General features: G+C 43.6%; 20 protein-coding genes. 7 read left to right on the forward strand and 13 right to left on the reverse strand.

Annotated elements, in window-relative coordinates; all coding sequences use genetic code 11:
- Window positions 1-66: 66 nt before the first annotated feature.
- The 4 genes from FFM75_RS08420 to ezrA all read right to left on the reverse strand — a co-directional run bounded on the left by FFM75_RS08420 (window position 67) and on the right by ezrA (window position 5,141).
- Window positions 67-762 (reverse strand): hypothetical protein, encoded by a 696-nt coding sequence (locus tag FFM75_RS08420; RefSeq protein ID WP_137628735.1) that lies wholly within the window; start codon window positions 760-762, stop codon window positions 67-69.
- A gap of 128 nt (window positions 763-890) precedes the next feature.
- Entirely contained in the window at window positions 891-2,108 is a 1,218-nt protein-coding gene (gene thiI / locus FFM75_RS08425) for a tRNA uracil 4-sulfurtransferase ThiI (protein ID WP_137628736.1), read from the reverse strand.
- Window positions 2,109-2,125: 17 nt separating this feature from the next.
- Entirely contained in the window at window positions 2,126-3,280 is a 1,155-nt protein-coding gene (locus tag FFM75_RS08430; protein WP_137628737.1) for a cysteine desulfurase family protein, read from the reverse strand.
- Between the two features lie 151 nt (window positions 3,281-3,431).
- Window positions 3,432-5,141 (reverse strand): septation ring formation regulator EzrA, encoded by a 1,710-nt coding sequence (gene ezrA, locus FFM75_RS08435; RefSeq protein ID WP_137628738.1) that lies wholly within the window; start codon window positions 5,139-5,141, stop codon window positions 3,432-3,434.
- 176 nt (window positions 5,142-5,317) lie between these two features.
- Between ezrA and FFM75_RS08440 the strand changes: the two genes are divergently transcribed.
- Together FFM75_RS08440 and rpsD are read left to right on the forward strand one after the other, a co-directional pair.
- Window positions 5,318-5,779, forward strand: coding sequence for a GAF domain-containing protein (locus FFM75_RS08440; RefSeq protein ID WP_137628739.1), 462 nt, complete (start codon window positions 5,318-5,320; stop codon window positions 5,777-5,779).
- Window positions 5,780-5,979: 200 nt separating this feature from the next.
- Window positions 5,980-6,588, forward strand: a complete 609-nt coding sequence (rpsD, locus tag FFM75_RS08445) for a 30S ribosomal protein S4 (RefSeq protein WP_137628740.1) — start codon at window positions 5,980-5,982, stop codon at window positions 6,586-6,588.
- A 333-nt stretch (window positions 6,589-6,921) separates the two neighbouring features.
- On the opposite strand, the gene FFM75_RS08450 is transcribed toward rpsD, so the two are convergent.
- On the reverse strand, window positions 6,922-7,530 hold the full coding sequence (locus FFM75_RS08450) for a DUF1054 family protein (RefSeq protein WP_137628741.1): 609 nt from the start codon (window positions 7,528-7,530) through the stop codon (window positions 6,922-6,924).
- Window positions 7,531-7,671: 141 nt separating this feature from the next.
- Between FFM75_RS08450 and FFM75_RS08455 the strand changes: the two genes are divergently transcribed.
- Window positions 7,672-8,130, forward strand: a complete 459-nt coding sequence (locus FFM75_RS08455) for a YueI family protein (RefSeq protein WP_137628742.1) — start codon at window positions 7,672-7,674, stop codon at window positions 8,128-8,130.
- 43 nt (window positions 8,131-8,173) lie between these two features.
- On the opposite strand, the gene gshAB is transcribed toward FFM75_RS08455, so the two are convergent.
- Window positions 8,174-10,423, reverse strand: a complete 2,250-nt coding sequence (gene gshAB, locus FFM75_RS08460) for a bifunctional glutamate--cysteine ligase GshA/glutathione synthetase GshB (protein ID WP_137628743.1) — start codon at window positions 10,421-10,423, stop codon at window positions 8,174-8,176.
- 141 nt (window positions 10,424-10,564) lie between these two features.
- Here gshAB and FFM75_RS08465 point away from each other — a divergent pair, with 141 nt between their 5' ends.
- The 3 genes from FFM75_RS08465 (at window position 10,565) to FFM75_RS08475 (ending at window position 13,042) form a co-directional block, all read left to right on the forward strand.
- A complete protein-coding gene (locus tag FFM75_RS08465) occupies window positions 10,565-11,845 on the forward strand; it encodes a replication-associated recombination protein A (protein ID WP_137628744.1) in 1,281 nt (426 codons plus the stop codon).
- 363 nt (window positions 11,846-12,208) lie between these two features.
- Window positions 12,209-12,493, forward strand: coding sequence for a hypothetical protein (locus FFM75_RS08470; RefSeq protein ID WP_137628745.1), 285 nt, complete (start codon window positions 12,209-12,211; stop codon window positions 12,491-12,493).
- A gap of 66 nt (window positions 12,494-12,559) precedes the next feature.
- On the forward strand, window positions 12,560-13,042 hold the full coding sequence (locus FFM75_RS08475) for a universal stress protein (RefSeq protein WP_137628815.1): 483 nt from the start codon (window positions 12,560-12,562) through the stop codon (window positions 13,040-13,042).
- A gap of 62 nt (window positions 13,043-13,104) precedes the next feature.
- Here the strand turns inward: FFM75_RS08475 and FFM75_RS08480 are convergent, their stop codons facing one another.
- From FFM75_RS08480 to FFM75_RS08505, 6 genes are all read right to left on the reverse strand, one after another.
- Window positions 13,105-14,313, reverse strand: a complete 1,209-nt coding sequence (locus FFM75_RS08480; protein ID WP_137628746.1) for a hypothetical protein — start codon at window positions 14,311-14,313, stop codon at window positions 13,105-13,107.
- A gap of 25 nt (window positions 14,314-14,338) precedes the next feature.
- The gene (locus FFM75_RS08485) at window positions 14,339-15,496 is read right to left on the reverse strand and encodes a hypothetical protein (protein ID WP_137628747.1); all 1,158 of its coding nucleotides are present in this window, start codon (window positions 15,494-15,496) and stop codon (window positions 14,339-14,341) included.
- Window positions 15,497-15,522: 26 nt separating this feature from the next.
- Entirely contained in the window at window positions 15,523-15,888 is a 366-nt protein-coding gene (locus tag FFM75_RS08490; RefSeq protein ID WP_137628748.1) for a hypothetical protein, read from the reverse strand.
- A gap of 188 nt (window positions 15,889-16,076) precedes the next feature.
- Window positions 16,077-16,721, reverse strand: coding sequence for a zinc-ribbon domain-containing protein (locus tag FFM75_RS08495; RefSeq protein ID WP_137628749.1), 645 nt, complete (start codon window positions 16,719-16,721; stop codon window positions 16,077-16,079).
- 23 nt (window positions 16,722-16,744) lie between these two features.
- A complete protein-coding gene (locus tag FFM75_RS08500; RefSeq protein ID WP_137628750.1) occupies window positions 16,745-17,830 on the reverse strand; it encodes a PrsW family intramembrane metalloprotease in 1,086 nt (361 codons plus the stop codon).
- A 6-nt stretch (window positions 17,831-17,836) separates the two neighbouring features.
- On the reverse strand, window positions 17,837-18,412 hold the full coding sequence (locus FFM75_RS08505) for a DUF805 domain-containing protein (RefSeq protein WP_137628751.1): 576 nt from the start codon (window positions 18,410-18,412) through the stop codon (window positions 17,837-17,839).
- 284 nt (window positions 18,413-18,696) lie between these two features.
- Here FFM75_RS08505 and FFM75_RS08510 point away from each other — a divergent pair, with 284 nt between their 5' ends.
- The gene (locus tag FFM75_RS08510; RefSeq protein WP_137628752.1) at window positions 18,697-19,359 is read left to right on the forward strand and encodes a helix-turn-helix domain-containing protein; all 663 of its coding nucleotides are present in this window, start codon (window positions 18,697-18,699) and stop codon (window positions 19,357-19,359) included.
- A 52-nt stretch (window positions 19,360-19,411) separates the two neighbouring features.
- On the opposite strand, the gene FFM75_RS08515 is transcribed toward FFM75_RS08510, so the two are convergent.
- Entirely contained in the window at window positions 19,412-20,308 is an 897-nt protein-coding gene (locus tag FFM75_RS08515; RefSeq protein WP_137628753.1) for a helix-turn-helix transcriptional regulator, read from the reverse strand.
- Window positions 20,309-20,610: the final 302 nt, after the last annotated feature.

A 20,610-nucleotide genomic window follows, 5' to 3' on the forward strand; every position in this document is an offset into this window, starting at 1 on the left:
ATTGTTGGGATAACGCTAGTTCAAACTCCACGACACGACTGGCCTTGGTGCCATGCTTGATTTTTCTTAAGCCACCCACCATGGATATTCAGTCACATAAAATCCTAAGCCACGTTGATGTAAGGTTAATTCAATCCCTTTAACCCCTTGTGTCTCCAGGACGCGTAAAGTGATCACTTGTGGCGCCTTAGTGGTGACATCAAAATTGCGTGTCCGATTAGTCAAGCCATCAGGATGCTGATCAAAGGTTAAGTGTGTTGTCATCGCCGTGAGTGGGTCACTGTAACCCGCCAAGTAACTGCGGACCGTCGCCGTTGGACTCAACCGCATCAACCCACCAATCAGTAATAAGCTCACAATAAGCCCCAGCCCCCATCGCCGTGGCGCTTTTAAGCTAGCAGTCGGCAGCCACTGCGCCACAATCACTTGCGTTTGGACCCAACACATGATTAATGCCAACGGTACGACGAGCATCACCATCAATTGACTCGTTCGTTGATAACTGCATAGCCAATACACCAGCCCAACTAAGCTACCCGCCATTAATAGCCAATTCTGATGTTGTTTTAACCCGACGCCGATTTCAACTACCATCAATAACCAAGGCGATGCTAGACCAAACATCCCTAAGTTGGCCTGCCAAGCCGTTTCACTACCGGCAAACCAAATCGTACTGTGATACAAGCACCAACTCCAACCTAACCAAATCACTAGCACCAGTAACAATATTGCCAGTTGACCCTTGATAACCTGTTTTTTCATGATTAACCCTCTTGATCAATAATATTAGTTTTATAATATCATTTAATCGATTACCGGCTAGTACCTTTTTCACCACCAAAAAACGCCATTAGCTAGACCACTTAGCTAATGACGTTTGATTGAACCCTTTAAAGTAATTCCGCGAAAACGTCTTCTTGGGCGTTTAAGTAATTTTCGCCTGGCTTGATTTCACTAATCTTAATGCCATCTAACGCTCGTTGCATTAAGCCTTCAACATCAATCCGTTCTTCATAAGACCGCGAACGATCTAACTTTGGGTGGGTCTTTGGTGCTGGTGGCGCAAAGATCGTACAGCAGTCTTCAAATGGCATGATCGATAAGTTATACGTATCGATATTTTCGGCAATCTTGATGATTTCCGTTTTATCCATTGAAATAACTGGCCGCAAGACTGGCAAAGTCGTGACGTCATTGATGGCAATCATGCTATCCATCGTCTGTGAGGCCACTTGACCTAATGATTCACCATTAAAAATGGCTTTCCCATGCCGATCACGCGTTACCGCATCCATTAAGCGCATCATTAAGCGCCGTTGAACGGTCATCAAATAACCTTCGGGCACTTTTTCTTTGATTTCTTCTTGAATTTCAGTGAATGGGATTTGGATAAACTTCACACTACCAGCGTAACTTGCCAAAGTAGAAGCCAATTGTTTGGCTTTGGCTAACGCTTGTTCACTCGTATATGGCGGACTAAAGAAATGCACCATTTCCATGTCGACGCCCCGTTTCATCCCGAGGTAACCGGCAACTGGTGAATCAATCCCACCAGAAAGCATCAACATCCCTTTACCAGCCGTCCCAACTGGCAAACCGCCAGCGCCTTGGATGGTTTCAGAAGATAAGAAGATACCGTTCAAACGAACTTCGACGCGAATAATGATATCCGGTTGTTTCATTTGAACTTTAATTCCGTCAACATGTTCGAGGATCTCGCCACCCAACATATCGTTGATTTCATTCGTATCATATTCAAACCGATGGTCAGCACGCCGCGTGTTCACTTTAAACGTCATCCCAGGTTTGAATTGTGCTTGCACCATTTCAATGGCAGTGGCATAAACGTCATCCATGTCTTGGGGCACGCGAATACTTGGTGAGAAGTTTTGAATCCCGAATACGAGCTTCAAACGGTCCATGACACCAGTCGCATCTTCACCATTTAAGGCGATATGCATCCGGTCACGATCCGCATGAACTTTTAATTCTGGGAAGTCATGTAACGCTTTACGGACGTTACGGCCTAAGCTATCGATAAAATTCCGCCGGTTTTTCCCTTTGGTCGATAATTCACCGTAACGCACCATGATTTCAGTGTATTGCATTAACAGGTTCCTTTCAGTTAGGCGTCAGCGTTGATTTTTGAGAATCTTTGATACAGTTTATCAAAGATCTGATTAAATTCATCGGCTTCCGCTAGTGTATTGTTTTCATCTAAACTAATTCGTACCGCACTCGTGGCAACTGCTTCTGGTGTATGCATCGCCATCAATGTGCTAGACGCCATGTGTTTCTTAGACGAGCAAGCACTGGTCGTTGAAATATAAATGCCTTGGTCCTCAAAGGCGTGCACAATGGTTTCACCACGCACCCCATTAATCGTAAAGCATAAAATATGCGGTGCAAAACCATCCGTTGGTCGACTAAAGATATCCACTTTTGCAAAATCTTTAATGTGGTCATAGATGCGTTGCTTAACAGCCCGTTCACGCGCCACCTTTTGATCCTCATCCGTTAACAATAACCGTAAGGCCTTCGCCATCCCAGCGATTGCTGGCAAGTTTTCAGTGCCTGAACGCCAATTGTTTTCTTGACCCCCACCAGCCATCAACGGTGCCAACTTCCGCCCAGTTCGGGCATAAATGAAGCCAACCCCACGAGTGGCATGGAATTTATGGCCTGAGAAGGTCACAAAGTCAACCCGGTCATTCATGATCAGCTTTTGGATGCCCTTACCGATTCCTTGGACCGCATCAATATGAAAATGAATCTTCGGATAGTCTTTTAACACATCCGCCACCGCTTGTAACGGTTGAATCGTCCCGATTTCGTTATTAACGGCCATAACTGACACTAAAATCGTATCTGGTCGAATCGCCGCTTTTAAGTCATCGATTGAAATCCGGCCTTCTTGATCCACCGGGAGATAAGTGACATCAAAACCGAGTTCTTTCAATTGTTCCATTGAGTTATGGATTGCTGGATGTTCCACGGCCGTGGTAATCAAATGTTTACCAAACGTCCGTTTTTCCATGGCGGTCCCTTTTAATACCCAGTTATCGCCTTCAGTCCCACCAGAGGTAAAGAAGATTTCGCGTGCTTTCACATTCAATAGATCAGCGATTTGCTGACGCGATTGTTCCAACAACTGATAAGCGGACTCGCCAAAGTTATGCAAACTAGACGGGTTACCCCAAACTTGTTGAGAAACCTTGGTATACGTGTCTAATACTGTCGGTGCGGCTTGTGTCGTCGCACTGTTATCAAAATAAATCATGCTTGAGCCTTCACTTTCCAAAAAGTAGCGCCGGGCGCTTACTTTCGATAAGAATTCTTTGCAATTATACCAAATAATAAGGTTGAAACAAGTCTTTTTGCTTTCATCGTCACACAAAAAGCCACCGTTACCAGTGGCTTTTTCAGTCTTTTTAATTAGCGTCGGTCTTTTTTTGACCATAGTAACTATCTTCAATCCGCTTGTAAGACCCTGGATCGACCTTATCAACTGCGGCGGCAATCACTTCTAAACTCTTCGCATATTCAAAATCTTCATTGAATAAGCGTTGGGCTTCCACACTCGCCGCTTGGACTTCTTCATGACTATTCTTATACCGGTTCGCGTATTGCAACACTTGTTCGGCTAAAATAGCCGCGTCTGTGACATCGCTCGTTTTTTCTTTTAAGGTTGCCATATCCGCTTGAATCACGATCAATTGCTTGGTGATATCGTCCATGTTGATGACCAACTTGTTAATATCATGATCCAACTTTTCGATTTCTTTGCTGACTACCATAAAGTAATCCAAGTAAGCTTGTGGTAGGCCTGGCAAGTTTAAGTTTTCAACCTGTCGTTTGATGGCATGGATTTCAAAATCAAACCGTTGCAGTGTATCGTGGGCTTTGGACTCTTCTGCCGCCAAACCAGCGACCCCATCATTGATACCAACTTGTTCTTCTTCAATGCCCTTTAGTTGCTTATTTTGGTCGTCATAGTGCGCTGCAATCGTACTATAAACGGCTTGTTTACTTGTAATCGCCGTTGTATCCGCTTGATAAACAGATTGAATATTCTTCAATTGTTCATTTAATTCCCGTGTCCGTTCAACTTCATGATTGTTCAGGGTATAGCTCTGTGCCAAGCGATCAAGTTCTACTTGTAAGCGATGATTTTGGTTCATCGCATGCGTTAAGAATTTACTGATTTCACTTTGTTGCGCATCGACCGTTTCTTTAGCATCGATTTCAGTTTGCATGACATCATACAAGTGATCGATTCGCTTTTCAATCGCGTGATTACCAGTTTGCGCCGCTTCAACTTGTAAGTCGCCAAGTAACGCTTTGTTATCTTCAATGGCTTTAGTCAATGCTTGAATTTCTGGTTCAATCGTCGCCACTTCAAAGTGGAAATGATTATCGATCAATTGTTGATAGCCAGTCTTTAATTCCGTTAATTGATCTGGAAAACCACTAACTAAATCTTTATAAATTGGTGGGATTTGGTCAATATCTGTTTCTAAAGCGCTTGTATCATGGCGTAATTGATCCAACACCCGTTCGGCCGCATCATGATCACCTGATTTGGCTAACTGTGTGAAATTATCAAAATCACTTTCTAAGTTCGCTAACCGATCTTCTAACTGATCGATACTTGGCCCAAACGCGAAGTTTTGTGACAACAAGACTTTCCGTAAGTCTTGATACTTCTTTTCTAAACTAGCGACAGCTTGACGATGGGCTTGATCCGCATTGTCTAAGGCATCTAACCCTTCTTGGAGTGTCGTTAATTTGGTTTTGATTTCATCTAACGCACTCGTCAGCTTTTTCAAGTTTTGCTTGGCATCCACAAACTTCACACTGCGCGCTTGTTGTTTAACTTGCGTCAATTGTTCGCTCACATTCGGCAGCCGGTCATTTTCAATTGATTTGGCATTCGCTTGTAAGTCTTCAAACTTAGCCAATGACCCACCGGTTAAGCCTAAATTCTGAATTTTTTCAAAATCGAGGGCTTGTGCTTGCTCGACTAACTGGTGCTGTCGATCCGCTAACTGTTGCACCTGTTTATCTATGTACTTTTGGAAGCCGACAATGGCCGCATAAATGACGATGGCGACCACCACAATGCCAATTGCTACTTGCATATGAATACCCCTTACTCTAAATGGTTGATTTTTAATTGCTAGGTCTCGCACCCGCCTTGCCGAGCCGCCGCCTTGCTTTTTACTTAAATTCCAATTAAAATCTATACAACAAAATTATAGCATAGTCACAATTATCAAACAGTACGAATTTATTAACTTTCTAGGAGGATTTTCGCATGTCAGAGACCCAAACATCACTTATGAACCAACAACTCGACGCCTTACTCTATCAAGAAACCAATTTGATTGCTAACTTAGCCAACGCCAGTGCCTTGATCAACGATACATATGATGACCTAAACTGGGCTGGGTTCTACCTATACAATCCAGCAACCGATGAACTCGATTTAGGTCCCTTCCAAGGTAAAGTCGCTTGTATGCACATTAAGCCAGGTGCCGGCGTTGTGGGGACGGCCTTTGCTGATCAACAAGCCCATCGCGTTGCCAACGTTCATGAATTTCCTGGTCACATTGCCTGCGATAGTGCCAGCAACTCAGAAATCGTCGTACCAATAACCAAAGGCGATCGCAAAATCGGTGTCTTAGACATCGATTCACCATCATTAGATCGATTTACCACTGACAACGAAGTCGAGTTAGTCGAATTTGTCAAGATTCTGGTGCAACACATTGACTAATCTGGGTCGAACATGCTATGCTACTCTTTGTGTAAAATAATGCAGCAGTGAGTGGGTAAGCTCGTCAACAGATTGGTGCCACTTAGTGGTCAGTTAGTAACCTGCGGCTGCAATGGTGAAACCTGCAGTCCAATCTGAACGAATATCGAACTCGCATCGGATTATTTTACTCCAACTAAAATTATTGGAGGATACAATTTATGTCTCGTTATACAGGTCCAAGTTGGAAAATTTCCCGTCGTTTGGGAATGTCCCTTTCAGGTACTGGTAAAGAATTAGCTCGTCGCCCTTACGCTCCTGGTGATCATGGCCAAGGCCGTCGCGGTAAGCTTTCAGAATACGGTACACAATTACGTGAAAAGCAAAAGTTACGGATGATGTACGGTTTAACTGAACGTCAATTCTCTAACTTATTCATCAAAGCTGGTAAGATTCGCGAAGGTAAGCATGGTGTTAACTTCATGATCTTACTCGAACGTCGTTTGGACAACATGGTTTACCGTTTAGGTTTGGCTACAACTCGTCGCCAAGCTCGTCAATTAGTAAACCATGGTCACATCACTGTTGATGGCAAACGTGTTGACATCCCTTCATTCGAAGTTAAAGTCGGCCAAGTTATCTCAGTTCGTGACAAGTCTAAGAAGTTAACGGTTATCACTGGCGCTGTTGAAGCCGTGGTTTCACGTCCTAACTTTGTATCTTTCGATGCTGACAAGCTTGAAGGTTCATTGACTCGTCTACCAGAACGTGAAGAACTTGAAGCAGATATCGACGAATCACTTATCGTTGAATACTACAACAAACTTTAATTTCCGGTATATCAAAAAAGTCATCGCATTTGCGATGGCTTTTTTCTTTTGGTTTTAAAGTGCTGAAAGAAAAAGTACCCGTTAATTGCCGCTTCCGATTGGGCGTCATTCCATCAGCGGTGTGGACCGGCCCAAGCCTGAAAAACGTCTTGAACCTTGCTTTTAAGCCTACAACCCAGTCTTAAAAGACATCCGTGGCCTAAGCACGAAAAAACCTCGCGCCAATGCCACTAACACGGCTGATTACATGCCGCCCAACCTCCAGCTATAATCGGCATTTTTTTAATAGGCAGACAAAATGACGACGATTGCGACTTAATGACTCAAGCACTGCTATTTAATTGCCGCCATAATTGGCGTATAAATTGACATCAACGTTTCAAAAGTCGTTAAAATATATTGTTCTAAAGCCTTTGGATCATCAAACAGTGCCGCATCGGCTGGAACAGCCCGTCCGGCAACTAGTTCGCTGTGCTTATATTGGTCGAACTTTTTAATAGCTTGGTCAATATTTTCTGGTGTTGCCGGTTTTGTATCTGGCACACCATGATTATTGCTGATGACATAATTGGCTGGTAACGTTTTGAATAGTGGTAATAGCTCGGCCGGCGTTAAACTAGCCTGAACACGCGCTTTACTCTCATCCAAAATATCAAAATAGATAAATAACCGATCGGGCCAAAAGCCGAGTTCAAAATGTGGCAAAGCCTTATAGCTACGCGCATTTTCACTAAACGCGACCCACGTATCGACCGGTGGATTCTTGAACCGCCGTAAATGTTTTGCGACATGCGCATAAAATTGATGATCATCGTTAGCCAAGTGTGTCACAATCGTCGGCGCAATTGCCTCAAACTTAGGGTCAATGACTGTTTTGATCAACTGCATCCGCCCGGCTAAGGTGTCATCGTTAAAAATTTCAAAATCAGATTTCGTAAACATGCGTCTCACATCCTTATTGCCATTAGCATACCTTAATCAGCCGTTATTTAACAGTAACCTTATTTCGCTATCAGCGCCCCCGTCGCCTTTCTGGTGTGAACATGCTACAATGGATTAATTAGCTGAGAAAGGATGTTTGATATGGCTGATACAGAAAACCAAGCAGGCGATCGGTTACAAACCGCCATGCACGGGACGCCGCAATTGCATCCCGATGAACAACACAAATACCTCGGGACCTTCCGTGAACGAGTCGAGGTCGCCATCACCGTTTATCAAGTGAAACGACATCATTATATCGACGAAATGAATCAAGCATTTGCGGCCCACCCTGATTACCGCCTACTGATTAATGGGAATTTAGACCAAGACATCTTGGGGCCCTATCTGGCGGCAGTTGCCAAGGCCAACGTGCAATTTACCTTAAAAACCGACAGCGTCTACCATACTGGCGATGACAACTATGCCCTCGTCTTTGCGGCAGATACCGCCATTAACCAAGATGTTATCGATATCGAGAAACGTTATCAAGCAGCCCCAACAACGACTAATCAAAAGTCGACTGGTGGCCTATTCGGTAAATTTAAAAAGCTATTTTAACGTCAAAGCGACTCACCAAAATGGTGGGTCGCTTTTTTAAAACCTAATTAGTTGGAAACAAGCCATCTAGTAATTGTTCAGTCACCGGTTGACTGTCACCAAACATTGGAAAGACATGTGGGTATAAGAACGGTGCGGCATGAATCCCTAAATAAACTGCCATTTCTGGATGATCTGGCGTTAATTCAGCATATAAGTTTGGAATCATGACATCGAATCCAGCCACTTGTAAGTGCAAATCCGCAGCTAGCTTTTCAACGGCCTGAACATATGACGGGTGCATGTCGTCGGTGGCATCTAGCACATCGGCCCCATTGCCAAAAGTCGCATCTTCGCGCAATAAGATCTGTGTGCCGCGACTCACAACTGAATCCAAATCTAAGTGATAAGAGTCTAACCGGTACCGTTCAACGGTGCCCAATTTCAATTGCGATTGTGGGTATTTAAAAGCGGCCCCACGTAACGACCGTTCGTTTTTACGATCAAGCAACGTTTGAATCGTTGACCGGCCATCACCAACAACATTGGCTGGAATCCGTTCAACGACCGCTTTCACTTTACCACCGATTACTAAGAAGCGATAACTAGAAGCAACAATCAATTCTTCGGCCATTACTGACGTGGTCTGTTCAAATAATTGATGCACCACTTGTTCGAATAATTGCCGCTGCGGCATAATCCGAAAAGCGACAACAGCATGTGTTTTATCAGTGGCCTTTAACACGATCCCACCTTGCGCATATCGGTCATAATCATCAATCAATTGGTTCGCCGAATGATAGGTTTGAGACGCGGGCACTTGGACACCATGTTCAGCCATCACTTGCTTTGCAGCCACTTTATGCGCCAAAACCGTAGTCAACGCTTGCGGGTTCAAGTCAGTCCCACTCCCGTTAACAACTAGTTGCGCCGTATCTTGATGCGTCAAGCGCAAGATATTCGCATCAGCGGCCACCACATCCACTTTAATTCCCCGTGCTAAAGCCCGTTCGGCCAATAACTGACTCGATAAATCTAAATTAGTAAAACCTGGCAAGGCGAATGGTTTTGCTTGCGCCGCCTTTTGGTAAGTTTGCGCTTGTTGCGTCGCCCAAGCTAATGCATCTGGTTGTTGTGCAACTTGCGCGCTCAAGGTTTGCTTGGGGTCAGCGACCCGTTGCTTCAATTGATCTAACAAAACCGCATCACTAGCTGGCAACCCATGTGTCGTGACAAAATCTTTTAATGCCGTTAACACTTGCTGTGCTGGTTGGGCTTGCGCACTAGCCGTCGTTGGATTTTCAGTCGTGACTTGGGCCGTTAATGCTGCCGCTTGAGCGCCAACTTGTTCGACCATGGCAGTCGGTAACGCCGGCATCATGACAAAGTAGCTGGCTAAAAGGCGTAAAAATTCAACGGCTTGTTGATCGACGCCAGTTGGTTTAGTTGGATCTAGATCTAAGCCCCGAAATTCCAAATAATAGACGCCTTGTCGCGCTAACGTCGACAATTGACCTAAACTACGAAACCGCACTGGACCATCAAAGTCACTGATGGACAATAAATTTTTGTGCCGGACGTCTGCCTGTATTTTAGCGATATAGCGATCAATCGACGTATAATCCCCATTGACATCATTAAATCGCCCAGCGGGACTGTGCACACTTGTCCGCTGTGGCTTCGCCTTGGTAGCCGTAATGGCTAAGGTTGGGGTCGCACCGAACAAATATTGGATCAGCCAGTTCATCCGGACAAATCCTTGAGCCACTTTCAAATACACAGCATTGCGAAATTCCACATAACTGGCGTATTGTTGATGGAACGTTTCGGTATATAAGCGCGTAAATAGCTGTTCGTTGAAACTCAAATTAACATGCGTGCCGGTGGTCATCAATTTGGTCACATCATACTTCTTCGCTTGGGCTTGTCGCCGTTTAAAGCCAAGGTCATCCGTCTCCGCTAGCGGAATATCCGTTAAGTCAGCTGGTAGAATCGGCGTGCTTGACAATGGCCACAAGTAATCATCTGCGGCTAGTGCCCGACGAGCAGTCGTATTAAGCGCCGTTAAGTAATTCATCAAAGCTGATAAATCACTCATCGCTGGGGTGCTGATCTTTAATTGCGTTTGGGCAAAGTCGTTGTGTAACTGGTGATTTTGTTGTTGATTGCCAAGCGCTTTTGGATACGGTTGCGTCGACAAATGGCCTTGTTCGTCAACTCGTTGCATCGTGACTTCTAAGCCTAAGTTCGAATGGCTGACTAGTGGTACTAAATGGTATTGCATGATTGCTTTTCCAACTGCATCTAATTCCATTATTGTTAACCTCGTTTTAAGATTTATATTGATTGGTGCGAGCGATTAGGGCTCACGTAGGTTTAAACCGATTACTCGGCTAGGTTCCTTCTAAATGCTATAATAATTGGGACTAGTTTTGCAAGGGAGGCGCGTAAAAAGATGCAACAACCATTAGCATATCGCATGCGACCCCAAACGATCGAAGAAGTCGTCGGCCAACAACATTTGGTTGGTCCCGGCAAAATCATCGCGCGGATGGTCACAGCGAAACGCTTATCATCAATGATTCTCTATGGCCCACCTGGCACTGGTAAGACCAGTATTGCTAGTGCGATTGCGGGCTCGACTAAGTATGCCTTTCGGATGCTTAACGCGGCTACGGATAGTAAAAAGCAACTGCAAATCGTGGCCGAAGAAGCCAAAATGAGCGGTACCGTCATTTTACTTTTAGATGAAATCCACCGGCTTGATAAAACCAAACAAGATTTCTTACTCCCCCATTTAGAAAATGGGCGGATTATTTTAATTGGGGCGACCACTGAAAATCCCTATATTAGTATCAATCCAGCCATTCGAAGTCGGACACAAATCTTTCAAGTGCACCCGTTACAACCAACGGACATCGAAACGGCCGTAAAACGCGCGCTAAGCGATGAAAAGCGTGGCCTGGGTCAATATCACGTTGACTTAGAACCAGCCGCCTTACACCATCTATGTACGGCAACCAACGGTGACTTGCGGAGTGCCCTCAATGGTTTAGAACTGGCAGTTCTTTCAACAGTGCAACCAGACGACGACCACGTCACGATTACCCAGCCAATTATCGAAGAGTGTTTGCAGAAAAAAGCACTCTCCGCCGATAAAGATGGTGACGCACATTATGATGTGATCTCAGCCTTTCAAAAGTCGATCCGTGGTTCCGATGCCAATGCTGCCCTGCACTATATGGCGCGGCTCATCGAAGCTGGAGACTTAAAGAGTATTATGCGGCGCTTGATGGTGATTGCCTATGAAGATGTCGGCCTGGCGAACCCGCCAGCTTGTAGCCACACGGTCGCAGCTGTCCAAGCCGCTGATCAATTAGGCTTACCAGAAGCCCGCATTCCACTAGCTAATGCGGTGATTGAGTTGGCATTGTCACCTAAATCCAATTCGGCCATGGCCGCCATTGATGGTGCCTTAGAAACGGTCCGTAACGGGCATTTTGGCGATATTCCCGCGGACTTAAAAGACGCCCATTATGCTGGCGCCGCTAAACTTGGTCACGGGGTTGGTTATGATTATCCCCATAATCATCCTGGCGACTGGGTCGCACAACAATATTTACCCGATGCTATCAAACAAGCGACTTATTACGAACCGAAAACTAACGGTCGCTATGAAACGGCCCTTGGTGAACAATACAAAAAATTATTACAGGCTAATTCACGAAACCGTTAACATCGTGATTGCCACGAGAATAATTGCAACTTTTATTTTAATATGCTAGACTAATAGTCGAAATTACTAAGGTGTGCGCATTGCTCTAAACAAAGTGTTGCCGAACAATTAATACTACTTTGGGACCAACTACAGGTTGTCACTAAACATGCCTTATCACTTGGTAGTTGAGTGGCCTCACAGTAGGTCCCACCTGCCTTGAAGCGGGTCAATACTGAAGGGCGATTAACGGCACCACTAGTTTTTCCGGAAGCTTGCTTCCGTGAGTCAGGACTTGTCCTGGCTCTTTTTTTATAGCGTGTGAGGTCCGACGGGTTGCGCCTGAGCACGTTTCAGCAAAACAAAAAACGGAGGCAAAAAACAGTGATCACCTTATTACTTATCATCTACACCATCATCGCAGCCGTCCTCGGCTACTACTTAGTAAGTCATCAAGCCAAACCATTTTTAACCTTTGACCCCACTAAAACACCAGCGGTCAAGTCGATTGCGCGTTATGGCGGGAGTTTAATGCTCATCGTGGCCGTGGCGAGTGCCATTACCATCTTTTATCAAAGTACTGCGTTTATCGCGATCACTTTGGCTAGCGGTTGCATCATTATGATGGGGATCGGTTTATTTTTAATTAGTTTTATGGGCTTCCAGTAGAAAACGCTTTTTATTTTTTACGAAAACCTTTACAATATAAGTATAAAGTATTGAGGGGTGAGAATGATGTTACAACAATACCAACACATCTTAGTTCCCGTTGATGGTTCTTACGAAGCGGAATTAGCATTTAAAAAAGCGGTCGCCGTGGCCAAACGAAATGGACCTAAAGCGTCCGTCCATATGGTACACGTCGTAGATACCCGGGCCTTCCAAAACATTTCTAGTTTTGATACGACCATGGTAGAGCAAGTTACTGACACCGCCCAAAAGACTTTAGACAAGTACGTTGCCGAAGCCAAGGCGGATGGTTTAGATAACGTGGACTACTCGATCGAATATGGCGCACCCAAGACAATTATTGCGCGGGATGTACCAAAAGATTTAGACATTGACTTGATTATGATTGGCGCCACTGGTTTAAACGCCGTGGAACGTTTATTAATCGGTTCCGTTACCGAATATGTTACTCGGATGGCGGTTTGTGATGTCTTAGTTGTCCGGACTGATTTGGCCAACAAACCAGCACCTAAACCTAAGAAAAAGTAATTTAGCTTAAAATAAAACGTTGCTTGCAATTGCAGGCAACGTTTTTTTCGTGGCTTAATGATTTACTGAGCGTCGTAAGGATTGGTGACAACAGCCGTCTTATCCCATTGTTTGGTTGTTAAGTTCATCTGCCACTTGCTATAATTGTTAGCTTCAACATTATATTGATACCAAGTTCCACTCGAGACCTGATCTCCATGACCAGATGTAATACCTGGTTTAAAACTATTTGACGGGGCATAAATACTAAAGTAATTATTTTCATCATCAAGCATGGCATCACCATCGACTGGTACCTTAATATTAATTGATCCAGCACCACTCCAGGTCATCGCAACTTCTTTACCATCGGTTGTCCCAACAAGCGTTTGCTTATATAAGTATGGATTCGACGTATCATACTTATAATGGACATTAGTATAGCGTTTGCCGTTATAGTAGACACCTAAATCATAAGTATTCCCCTTCCATAGATAACTATTAAAATCTTCTTCATCGATAATAATTGGACCACGTTTGCCGTCATAACTTGCCCAAGCTGGTGTACTGTCACTGGTTGACGTATTGGTTGATGAATTATTATCCGTGGTGCCAGTCGTTGTACCATTACTAGTTGAATTAGTCGTGGTACTGTTCGTCGAACTCGTACTACTATCGGCCTTCAAATAACCATGCCAGACCCAACCGCCAACTTTGGCATCAGTTGTCGTGACATAGAAATAAAGATACTTCTTACCTGCTTTGTAAACGTACCGTTGTTGCGTTTGGGTATACGTTGTATCAGCTTTTAAAGCAACACCATTGCTAAACTTCACGTAAGCATTACTACCCGTTAACGTATACAGTTTGCCTGCTTTAGCTTGATTATACTTAGTTGCAGTGGTCGTTTTAGCCGTCGTTGCTTGGAAGTTCTTACCAGCAGTTAAATACTTGCTGTAAACCCAACCGGTAGCGCCATTCTTACTATTCTTGACGTAGTAATAAAGGTATTGTTTACCATTTTTAGTAATCTTCGTTTGCTTAGTCGCAACCCAAGTGGTCTTCGTATAATTCTTTAAAGCATGGTTAGCCTTTAATGTCACCTTTTTGGCCGTTCCTGTTAATTGATAAGTCTTCCCCGTTTGCCGTTGTGCATAATAAGATTTCGAGGCAACCTTAGTAATCTTGCCTCGTTGATACGTGGTAGCCGCATTAGCAGTTAAGGTTGTGGCACCCATCGCTAAAGTAGCTAAAACTGTTGCTGATAAAGCTAAAACTTGTTTATTTTTCATTTGATTCCCCTCCAAGTCATCAATGCTAATCTGTGTATATTCGTAACACTCTGCCTTGATCCCATTTCTTAGTCACAACGTTAAACTGCCATTCCGTGTAAGTGTAGCCTGGCGCATGATATTGTTGCCACGTATATGTTGCCTTATCACTTGTGCCTTGCATCGGATTAAAGCCATCTATCGGTGCACTAGTACTATAGAAGGTATCTACATCACTAAGTACATCACCGTTTGCCAAAAAAATAGTATCCCATGGTCCATAGCCTGTATCAACCGTTTTACCATCATGGTCACCAAACAGTGACTGGTGATTATACTCGTCCACCACATAGTGGATGTTGGTATATAACTGTCCTTCAATGTAAACACCGGGTGCATATGTCTGGTTGTCATCCAAGTTTTGAAGAAACGTACTACGTTTAACAATATTTAAGCCACTATTATTTGACTCAGTATTATTTGAGTCGGAGTTGCCGGTTTCATTAGTTGTCTTATTGCTTTCTGAAAATTTTTCCGTTGTCGTGGTGTTATTGACCGTCCCAGTTGTGGTAACACTACTATCAGTGGCTGCCTTCAAGTATCCATGCCAAACCCAGCCAGTAGCCTTCCCATCAGCACTAGTCACATAATAATAAAGGTACTTCTTACCGGCCTTATAGACATACCGTTGCTGGCTTTGCGTATAAGTAGCATCACTATTCAAAGCAACACCATGACTAAATTTCACATAAGCATTGCTACCATTTAGGCTATAATACTTGCCAGCTTTAGCAACCGCAAGCTTTGTCACGCTCGTACTAGTGGCCGTTGTTGCTTGAAAATTACGACCAACTGCTAAATATTTACTATTAACCCAGCCGCTCGCACCATTTTTACTGCTCTTAACGTAGTAATACAAATACTGTTTACCATTTTGGGTAAGCTTAGTTTTTTTCGTGGCTGTCCATGTCGCTTTAGTATAATTTTTCAAGGCATGGTTGGCTTTCAACGTTGCCTTTTTGGTCGTTCCCTTTAATTGATAAGTCTTCCCCGTTTGCCGTTGTGCATAATAAGCTTTTGCAGCAACCTTAGTAATTTTGCTCCGTTGATACGTGGTAGCCGCATTGGCGGTTAAGGTTGTGGCCCCCATCGCTAAAGTAGCTAAAACGGTTGCTGATAAAGCTAAAACTTGTTTATTTTTCATTTGATTCCCCTCCAAAGTCATCAATGCTAACGATGCAAGTCGTCATTAAGTCTCTTATGGTTGGCACTTAGTTTCCAAGTGGACAAAAAATTTCGATCATCATGTGGGCAATAAGCAAAAGTCCGATATTTATTTTTACCAATTTTTTGATATCGTACATTAATCCACGGGTGTGCGGTGGCTAACCACCCCACTGAACGGTCCCAAACAACAATGTGTTTTTTATAAAAATGAATACCAAAGCCCTTTTCAACCCATTTGTGCCGTAAGACTTTCGGGGTCCCCGTATGCCAAGCAGCCGCTTGAGCTGTCGGAACTTGATAACTGGCACCCACACCACCTAACATCAGTCCCAACCCCAATAGCACCGGTAATTGCATCGCTTTTTTCATTAGTCGTTACGCCTCCAAATAACCTATCGCCGTACTGTTTTATGTCTTGGTAAATGAACATAATTAATCGTGCTAAAATGACCGCCGCCATATAGTTCATCACGATAGCCACTCCGCTTTAGAATTCGTACGCCTTCTTTAAAGTAATTGACTTAGTCACAGCCGTCTCCGCATTTAAGCTTTCCTAATTAATCATCATCTTTAGTAAAGTCATAGGTCACATCACCATTTTGCGTAATGTATAAGTATCGATTCGTATTTTCAGGATTCATGAATCTGACACGCACATCTCGTGAATCAGTCGGCATTTTCTTAGCCATCTCGGTCGAAATTTTCTTGAATTTGCCGACATAAGACGTCAACCGACCGGCACTGATATAGCCATTGACCACATCATCTGCGCGATTATATAAACTCGACCCCGACTTAGCAACGATATCCATGTTATTGTTAGTCTTGTCATAATAGACTGTAATGTCATCACCTAAACTATTAGTCGCGACATCATACCCAATATCGGCAATATCTTGTTCGGTAAGATGATTACGTTTATACGTCTGGTAACCCATCGCACCACCAACTGCGACCAATAAAGCGACGATAATACCAATAATCAGCCATTTCATTTGCCGACTACTTTCTTCATCATCCGGTACCGTCGTTGCTTGCGCTGCACGTTGCGGCGTTTCAGTTGCTGCTGATGTCGCTTCCGTTTCGTTAGTTGATTCAGTGCTACTTTCAGTAGTTGTCGCATCAGGTTGTTCAGCGCCACAATTCGTGCAAAATTGCGTTTCGGCTGCTAATTGTTGCCCACATTTAATACAAAACTTCATTACTTTCCACTCCTACTTCCTTTTCACGTTTGTGCTTGTAGCGTTCGAACCTCCCGTAACCCCGCATTGATCAAGACGAGGACGGTAATCCAAGCCACCACGATTAACCCCAGCTGTAAGATCAAGTCAAAAGGTACCGGCATATCCCAAATCGCATGTAATGCCACCGTCAACCCAAAGAAACGTAAAAACCGACCGTCGCGAAAAACAAGCCCCGTTAGTGATCGATCGCCTTTGGCTAAAACAAGCGCGGCCCCATTGATTGCACCCCATAGCGTGTGTGTGCCTAAAGACCCCAAACTCCGGATCAATAAAACCGATAATCCTAAATCTTGCGCATAGCCAGCTGTTTCAAAGGCCGCAAAACCAGCGCCAACTGCCGCGCCAATGAGTAAGCCATTTAAAATAAAGCGTGCGTTTAACCGACGAACGTAGTAAGCGATGATAATTAACTTGCCAGTCTCTTCAACCATCGCGACGATAATTGCGGTCACCACCGTTAAATTCTGAACATTGACAAATTGATATAGCACCATCGTTGCCAAAACCGCGGCAACACCACCGACCATAAAAATTTTCGTGACTTTAAAGATACTAATGTTACGAAACGTATTCGTTTCAAAAAACAGCATTAATAACGAAAATGGCACAGCCAGCGCACTCATAAAAATCAGACTAATATACATTTTCTCGCCATTAAACAGAAAAAAACTACCAGCCAAAATGGCAATCGTCATCGTAAAAATGACAAAAACTCGCGAAAATAACCACGGCTTAACTGGTGAATCACTCACTTGCTGTAACGTCGGCGTCGTGTGACCAGTGCCGACAATAAATAGTGTCTCAGCATCGGCTTCCGTATGCCGCTTAAAGACCTCGCTAAACATACTGCCTAATTTAATCGGGACTTTCCGTCGTTGACCGGTCCAACCATTTAATTGCGTGGTGGCTGAATCAAACATATTTTGATGTGTCACTGGCACCGTTTTAGCAGCTGACGCTGTTGGAGATGCTAATGGTCCGCGAACGTCTAAACCACAATGCGTACAAAATCGTTGTGTTGGTGCCACTTGCGCCCCACAATGCGGGCAATAAATAACTTCAGCCATGACAACCTAGCCAAAACGATTAGCTTGCTCGTCACCAGCTTTGCACAACAACACAATCAGCCAAATCGCACCCACAATTGGAATCAATAAGACCCAATAATAACCAAAAGACCGATTCGTATCATGCAACCGGCGACTAGCCGCAGACAGTAATGGACAAGTGTAAATCAACACAATTGCGATTAGCAACAAACTACTAAACGTGTCACCAAATGAGTAGTAAAGCGTCATCGCAATCAAATACAACACGAGGTAGCCTAAATAAGCCCACCAAAAATTAGCCCGACTCATCCGACCACTAAACGTCACATAGTGATTAAATAGCTCCTTTGTCGCGCCCATAAAACCAAAATTACTTTGGTAATCAGTTTCAGCTGTTGCCGTGGCCGTTGTTGCTTGCCACTGTGCCTGATCATTAGTACTGGTCGCGGTTCTCATTGGTGTTGGCTGTGCCGATACCGCTTCTGGTGTCACCGTACTCGTCGAATTAGCTGTTGATGTGCCACTTAAATCAAACCCGCATTTCGGGCAAAAACGGACCTCTTGACTTACCGCTGTCCCGCATTTCGGACAAAAATTCATATAAACGCCTCCAAAGTGTTTTACTTTTGCAAACACTACAGGATAAACAACTGGTTTTAATCCCCATTTCAACCCCGGTCCCCATCACTGCAACATCACAATATTAATAGCTATCAGGCTGATTAATACAACATTATGCCATTATAATCACGACTAGCTTATTTAAAAAATAGTATAAAACACACGTTTTACTTTTGCAACCACTTTTACGCTTTTTTAAGCGGTCAATCCTAGGTGGGCGTAAGGTTCGTTGCTATACTTGTTAAATATAAGGAGCGAACCGTATGCAGAATGAAACATTTGGCGATAAGATTAAAAAAATTCGGCTCAGCCATGGCGACTCGGTACGTAAAGTTGCGATGTATGCCGACATTTCACCATCTTATTATTCGCAAGTTGAAAACAACAAACGTAATATTCCAAAACCAATTAACTTGCGGAAAATCGCAGCCGGATTACGGATTTCAGAACAAGAAATCTTTAACCTTGCCGGCTTAATTCCAGATTACAAATCAAACGCTGATGAACGTAAAGCGCAAAAACCACAGAAAATCCAAGTAACCGGTAGTAAACAGCAACTGATTATCCCGGGTGACCAAAACATCCAAACCGCCTTAGCGCCTTATTTCGGTACGAAAAAAATTGGGACTGTCACTAACTGGCTACGCGTCACCGAATCAGATTTAACCAGTCTTGGCATTTTATCTAACGATGTGGTTGTCATCCAAGCGACGGCCGAAGATAAAACCCTGCCGCTTCGTAAAGCCACGTTAATTGCGATTAATCTGGATGAAGACCATACCGTTATCCGACAAGCTTATATGCTCGACTACTCACATCTGATGTTGACCCTTGGTGGGATGGGCCAACCACTGTTTATTTCTTGGGCACAATATCTAGATCAATTTGTCGGCAAAGTCATCAATATTTATCGTGATTTACACTAAAAAGCCCGCCGCATGTCAACCTGACACGCAACGGGCTTTTAGATTGTGTTCATTATGCTTCACGCGCAACTTTTAATGGCGCGATATGATACGTCGCCATATCTTCAATAATCTTTTGGGTCAACTTGGCATTGTGCGTGACTAGACTCAATGCGTAGGCCACATAATAATGGTCATGGGCCGCTTGCACATTGTTTAAGACCACTTCATTGGCCGCCTTTTGCGCATATAGTCGATCCAGCAAATACAGTGACTGACTATCTTGGGCTTTCTTTAGCGCCAAATCAATCAATTCCAACGCTTCTTGTGGGAAGTTGATTTTCGCATAAAGTTGTGCCGCAGACGCATAAATTAAAATTTCATTTTGTAAGTAATCATCATCGCCAAGTGGCATATCTTGTGCATCCATCGCATGCAATGTCGCAACGGCTTGCTTGACGAAGATTTCGGCCTTATCATACGACTGCTTGCGTTCATACGCTAAACCGGTGCCTAACGTAGCTAGAATCGCATACATATCATGACTCGACTTCACAAATTGATTCAACAACATCCCAAAATTAAAAATCGCTTCATCGGGATTGTCATTCAAAATCAATTGGATATAACCTTCATAGTAATAATATTGTTTTTTATCCGTATTACTACGTAACTGTTTCGGCCGAATTTTTTCAAAAATCGTGGCCGCATTAGCCAGTTGGTCATGGCGAATTAAATTATCGATTTTCTTAAATGTCCGATATAATTGATCATCATTTTCAATAATGACCTCAGACAACCGAATCCCCAGTCGATTACAAATCTTCATCATAATCTTCATACTAGGAATCTTGCTTTTCTTTTCAATTAAACTAATCGTGGCTTGCGTACAAATACCGTCAGCCAATTCCTTTTGTGACATCCCTTTGCGTTTCCGGAATTGCCGGACCTTTTCTCCCAAAATTCTCATCTTAAACCCCTCTTTTATCGATTGCCGTTAAACCTAACCGTACTAATTTTTGTCACCATTTAGCCCGACCCCACTCGCACACTAAATGTTGTTACACCTAATCGATCCTCTGGGAGTACTCAAAATAACTTATTTGCCCCTATTTTAATGAATTGGACAATACCAATTACGCATATTATTATATTCAGATAACACATAATACGCAAGAAATAAGATTAATTCTTATTTAATATTAAGTTATATCATGGTTAATACTAAACGTCACTCAGAAATTATCACGCCCTCCGCTTAGTTATCTGAAC

The organism is Lactiplantibacillus daowaiensis (genome assembly GCF_005405085.1).
In the GTDB taxonomy this organism is placed as follows: domain Bacteria; phylum Bacillota; class Bacilli; order Lactobacillales; family Lactobacillaceae; genus Lactiplantibacillus; species Lactiplantibacillus daowaiensis.

Bases quoted from the DNA above. Each gene is read 5' to 3' on its own strand.
- FFM75_RS08420 (WP_137628735.1), bottom strand. From the start codon at position 762: ATGAAAAAACAGGTTATCAAGGGTCAACTGGCAATATTGTTACTGGTG.
- thiI (WP_137628736.1), bottom strand. From the start codon at position 2,108: ATGCAATACACTGAAATCATGGTGCGTTACGGTGAATTATCGACCAAA.
- FFM75_RS08430 (WP_137628737.1), bottom strand. From the start codon at position 3,280: ATGATTTATTTTGATAACAGTGCGACGACACAAGCCGCACCGACAGTA.
- ezrA (WP_137628738.1), bottom strand. From the start codon at position 5,141: ATGCAAGTAGCAATTGGCATTGTGGTGGTCGCCATCGTCATTTATGCG.
- FFM75_RS08440 (WP_137628739.1), top strand. From the start codon at position 5,318: ATGTCAGAGACCCAAACATCACTTATGAACCAACAACTCGACGCCTTA.
- rpsD (WP_137628740.1), top strand. From the start codon at position 5,980: ATGTCTCGTTATACAGGTCCAAGTTGGAAAATTTCCCGTCGTTTGGGA.
- FFM75_RS08450 (WP_137628741.1), bottom strand. From the start codon at position 7,530: ATGTTTACGAAATCTGATTTTGAAATTTTTAACGATGACACCTTAGCC.
- FFM75_RS08455 (WP_137628742.1), top strand. From the start codon at position 7,672: ATGGCTGATACAGAAAACCAAGCAGGCGATCGGTTACAAACCGCCATG.
- gshAB (WP_137628743.1), bottom strand. From the start codon at position 10,423: ATGGAATTAGATGCAGTTGGAAAAGCAATCATGCAATACCATTTAGTA.
- FFM75_RS08465 (WP_137628744.1), top strand. From the start codon at position 10,565: ATGCAACAACCATTAGCATATCGCATGCGACCCCAAACGATCGAAGAA.
- FFM75_RS08475 (WP_137628815.1), top strand. From the start codon at position 12,560: ATGTTACAACAATACCAACACATCTTAGTTCCCGTTGATGGTTCTTAC.
- FFM75_RS08480 (WP_137628746.1), bottom strand. From the start codon at position 14,313: ATGAAAAATAAACAAGTTTTAGCTTTATCAGCAACAGTTTTAGCTACT.
- FFM75_RS08485 (WP_137628747.1), bottom strand. From the start codon at position 15,496: ATGAAAAATAAACAAGTTTTAGCTTTATCAGCAACCGTTTTAGCTACT.
- FFM75_RS08490 (WP_137628748.1), bottom strand. From the start codon at position 15,888: ATGAAAAAAGCGATGCAATTACCGGTGCTATTGGGGTTGGGACTGATG.
- FFM75_RS08495 (WP_137628749.1), bottom strand. From the start codon at position 16,721: ATGAAGTTTTGTATTAAATGTGGGCAACAATTAGCAGCCGAAACGCAA.
- FFM75_RS08500 (WP_137628750.1), bottom strand. From the start codon at position 17,830: ATGGCTGAAGTTATTTATTGCCCGCATTGTGGGGCGCAAGTGGCACCA.
- FFM75_RS08505 (WP_137628751.1), bottom strand. From the start codon at position 18,412: ATGAATTTTTGTCCGAAATGCGGGACAGCGGTAAGTCAAGAGGTCCGT.
- FFM75_RS08510 (WP_137628752.1), top strand. From the start codon at position 18,697: ATGCAGAATGAAACATTTGGCGATAAGATTAAAAAAATTCGGCTCAGC.
- FFM75_RS08515 (WP_137628753.1), bottom strand. From the start codon at position 20,308: ATGAGAATTTTGGGAGAAAAGGTCCGGCAATTCCGGAAACGCAAAGGG.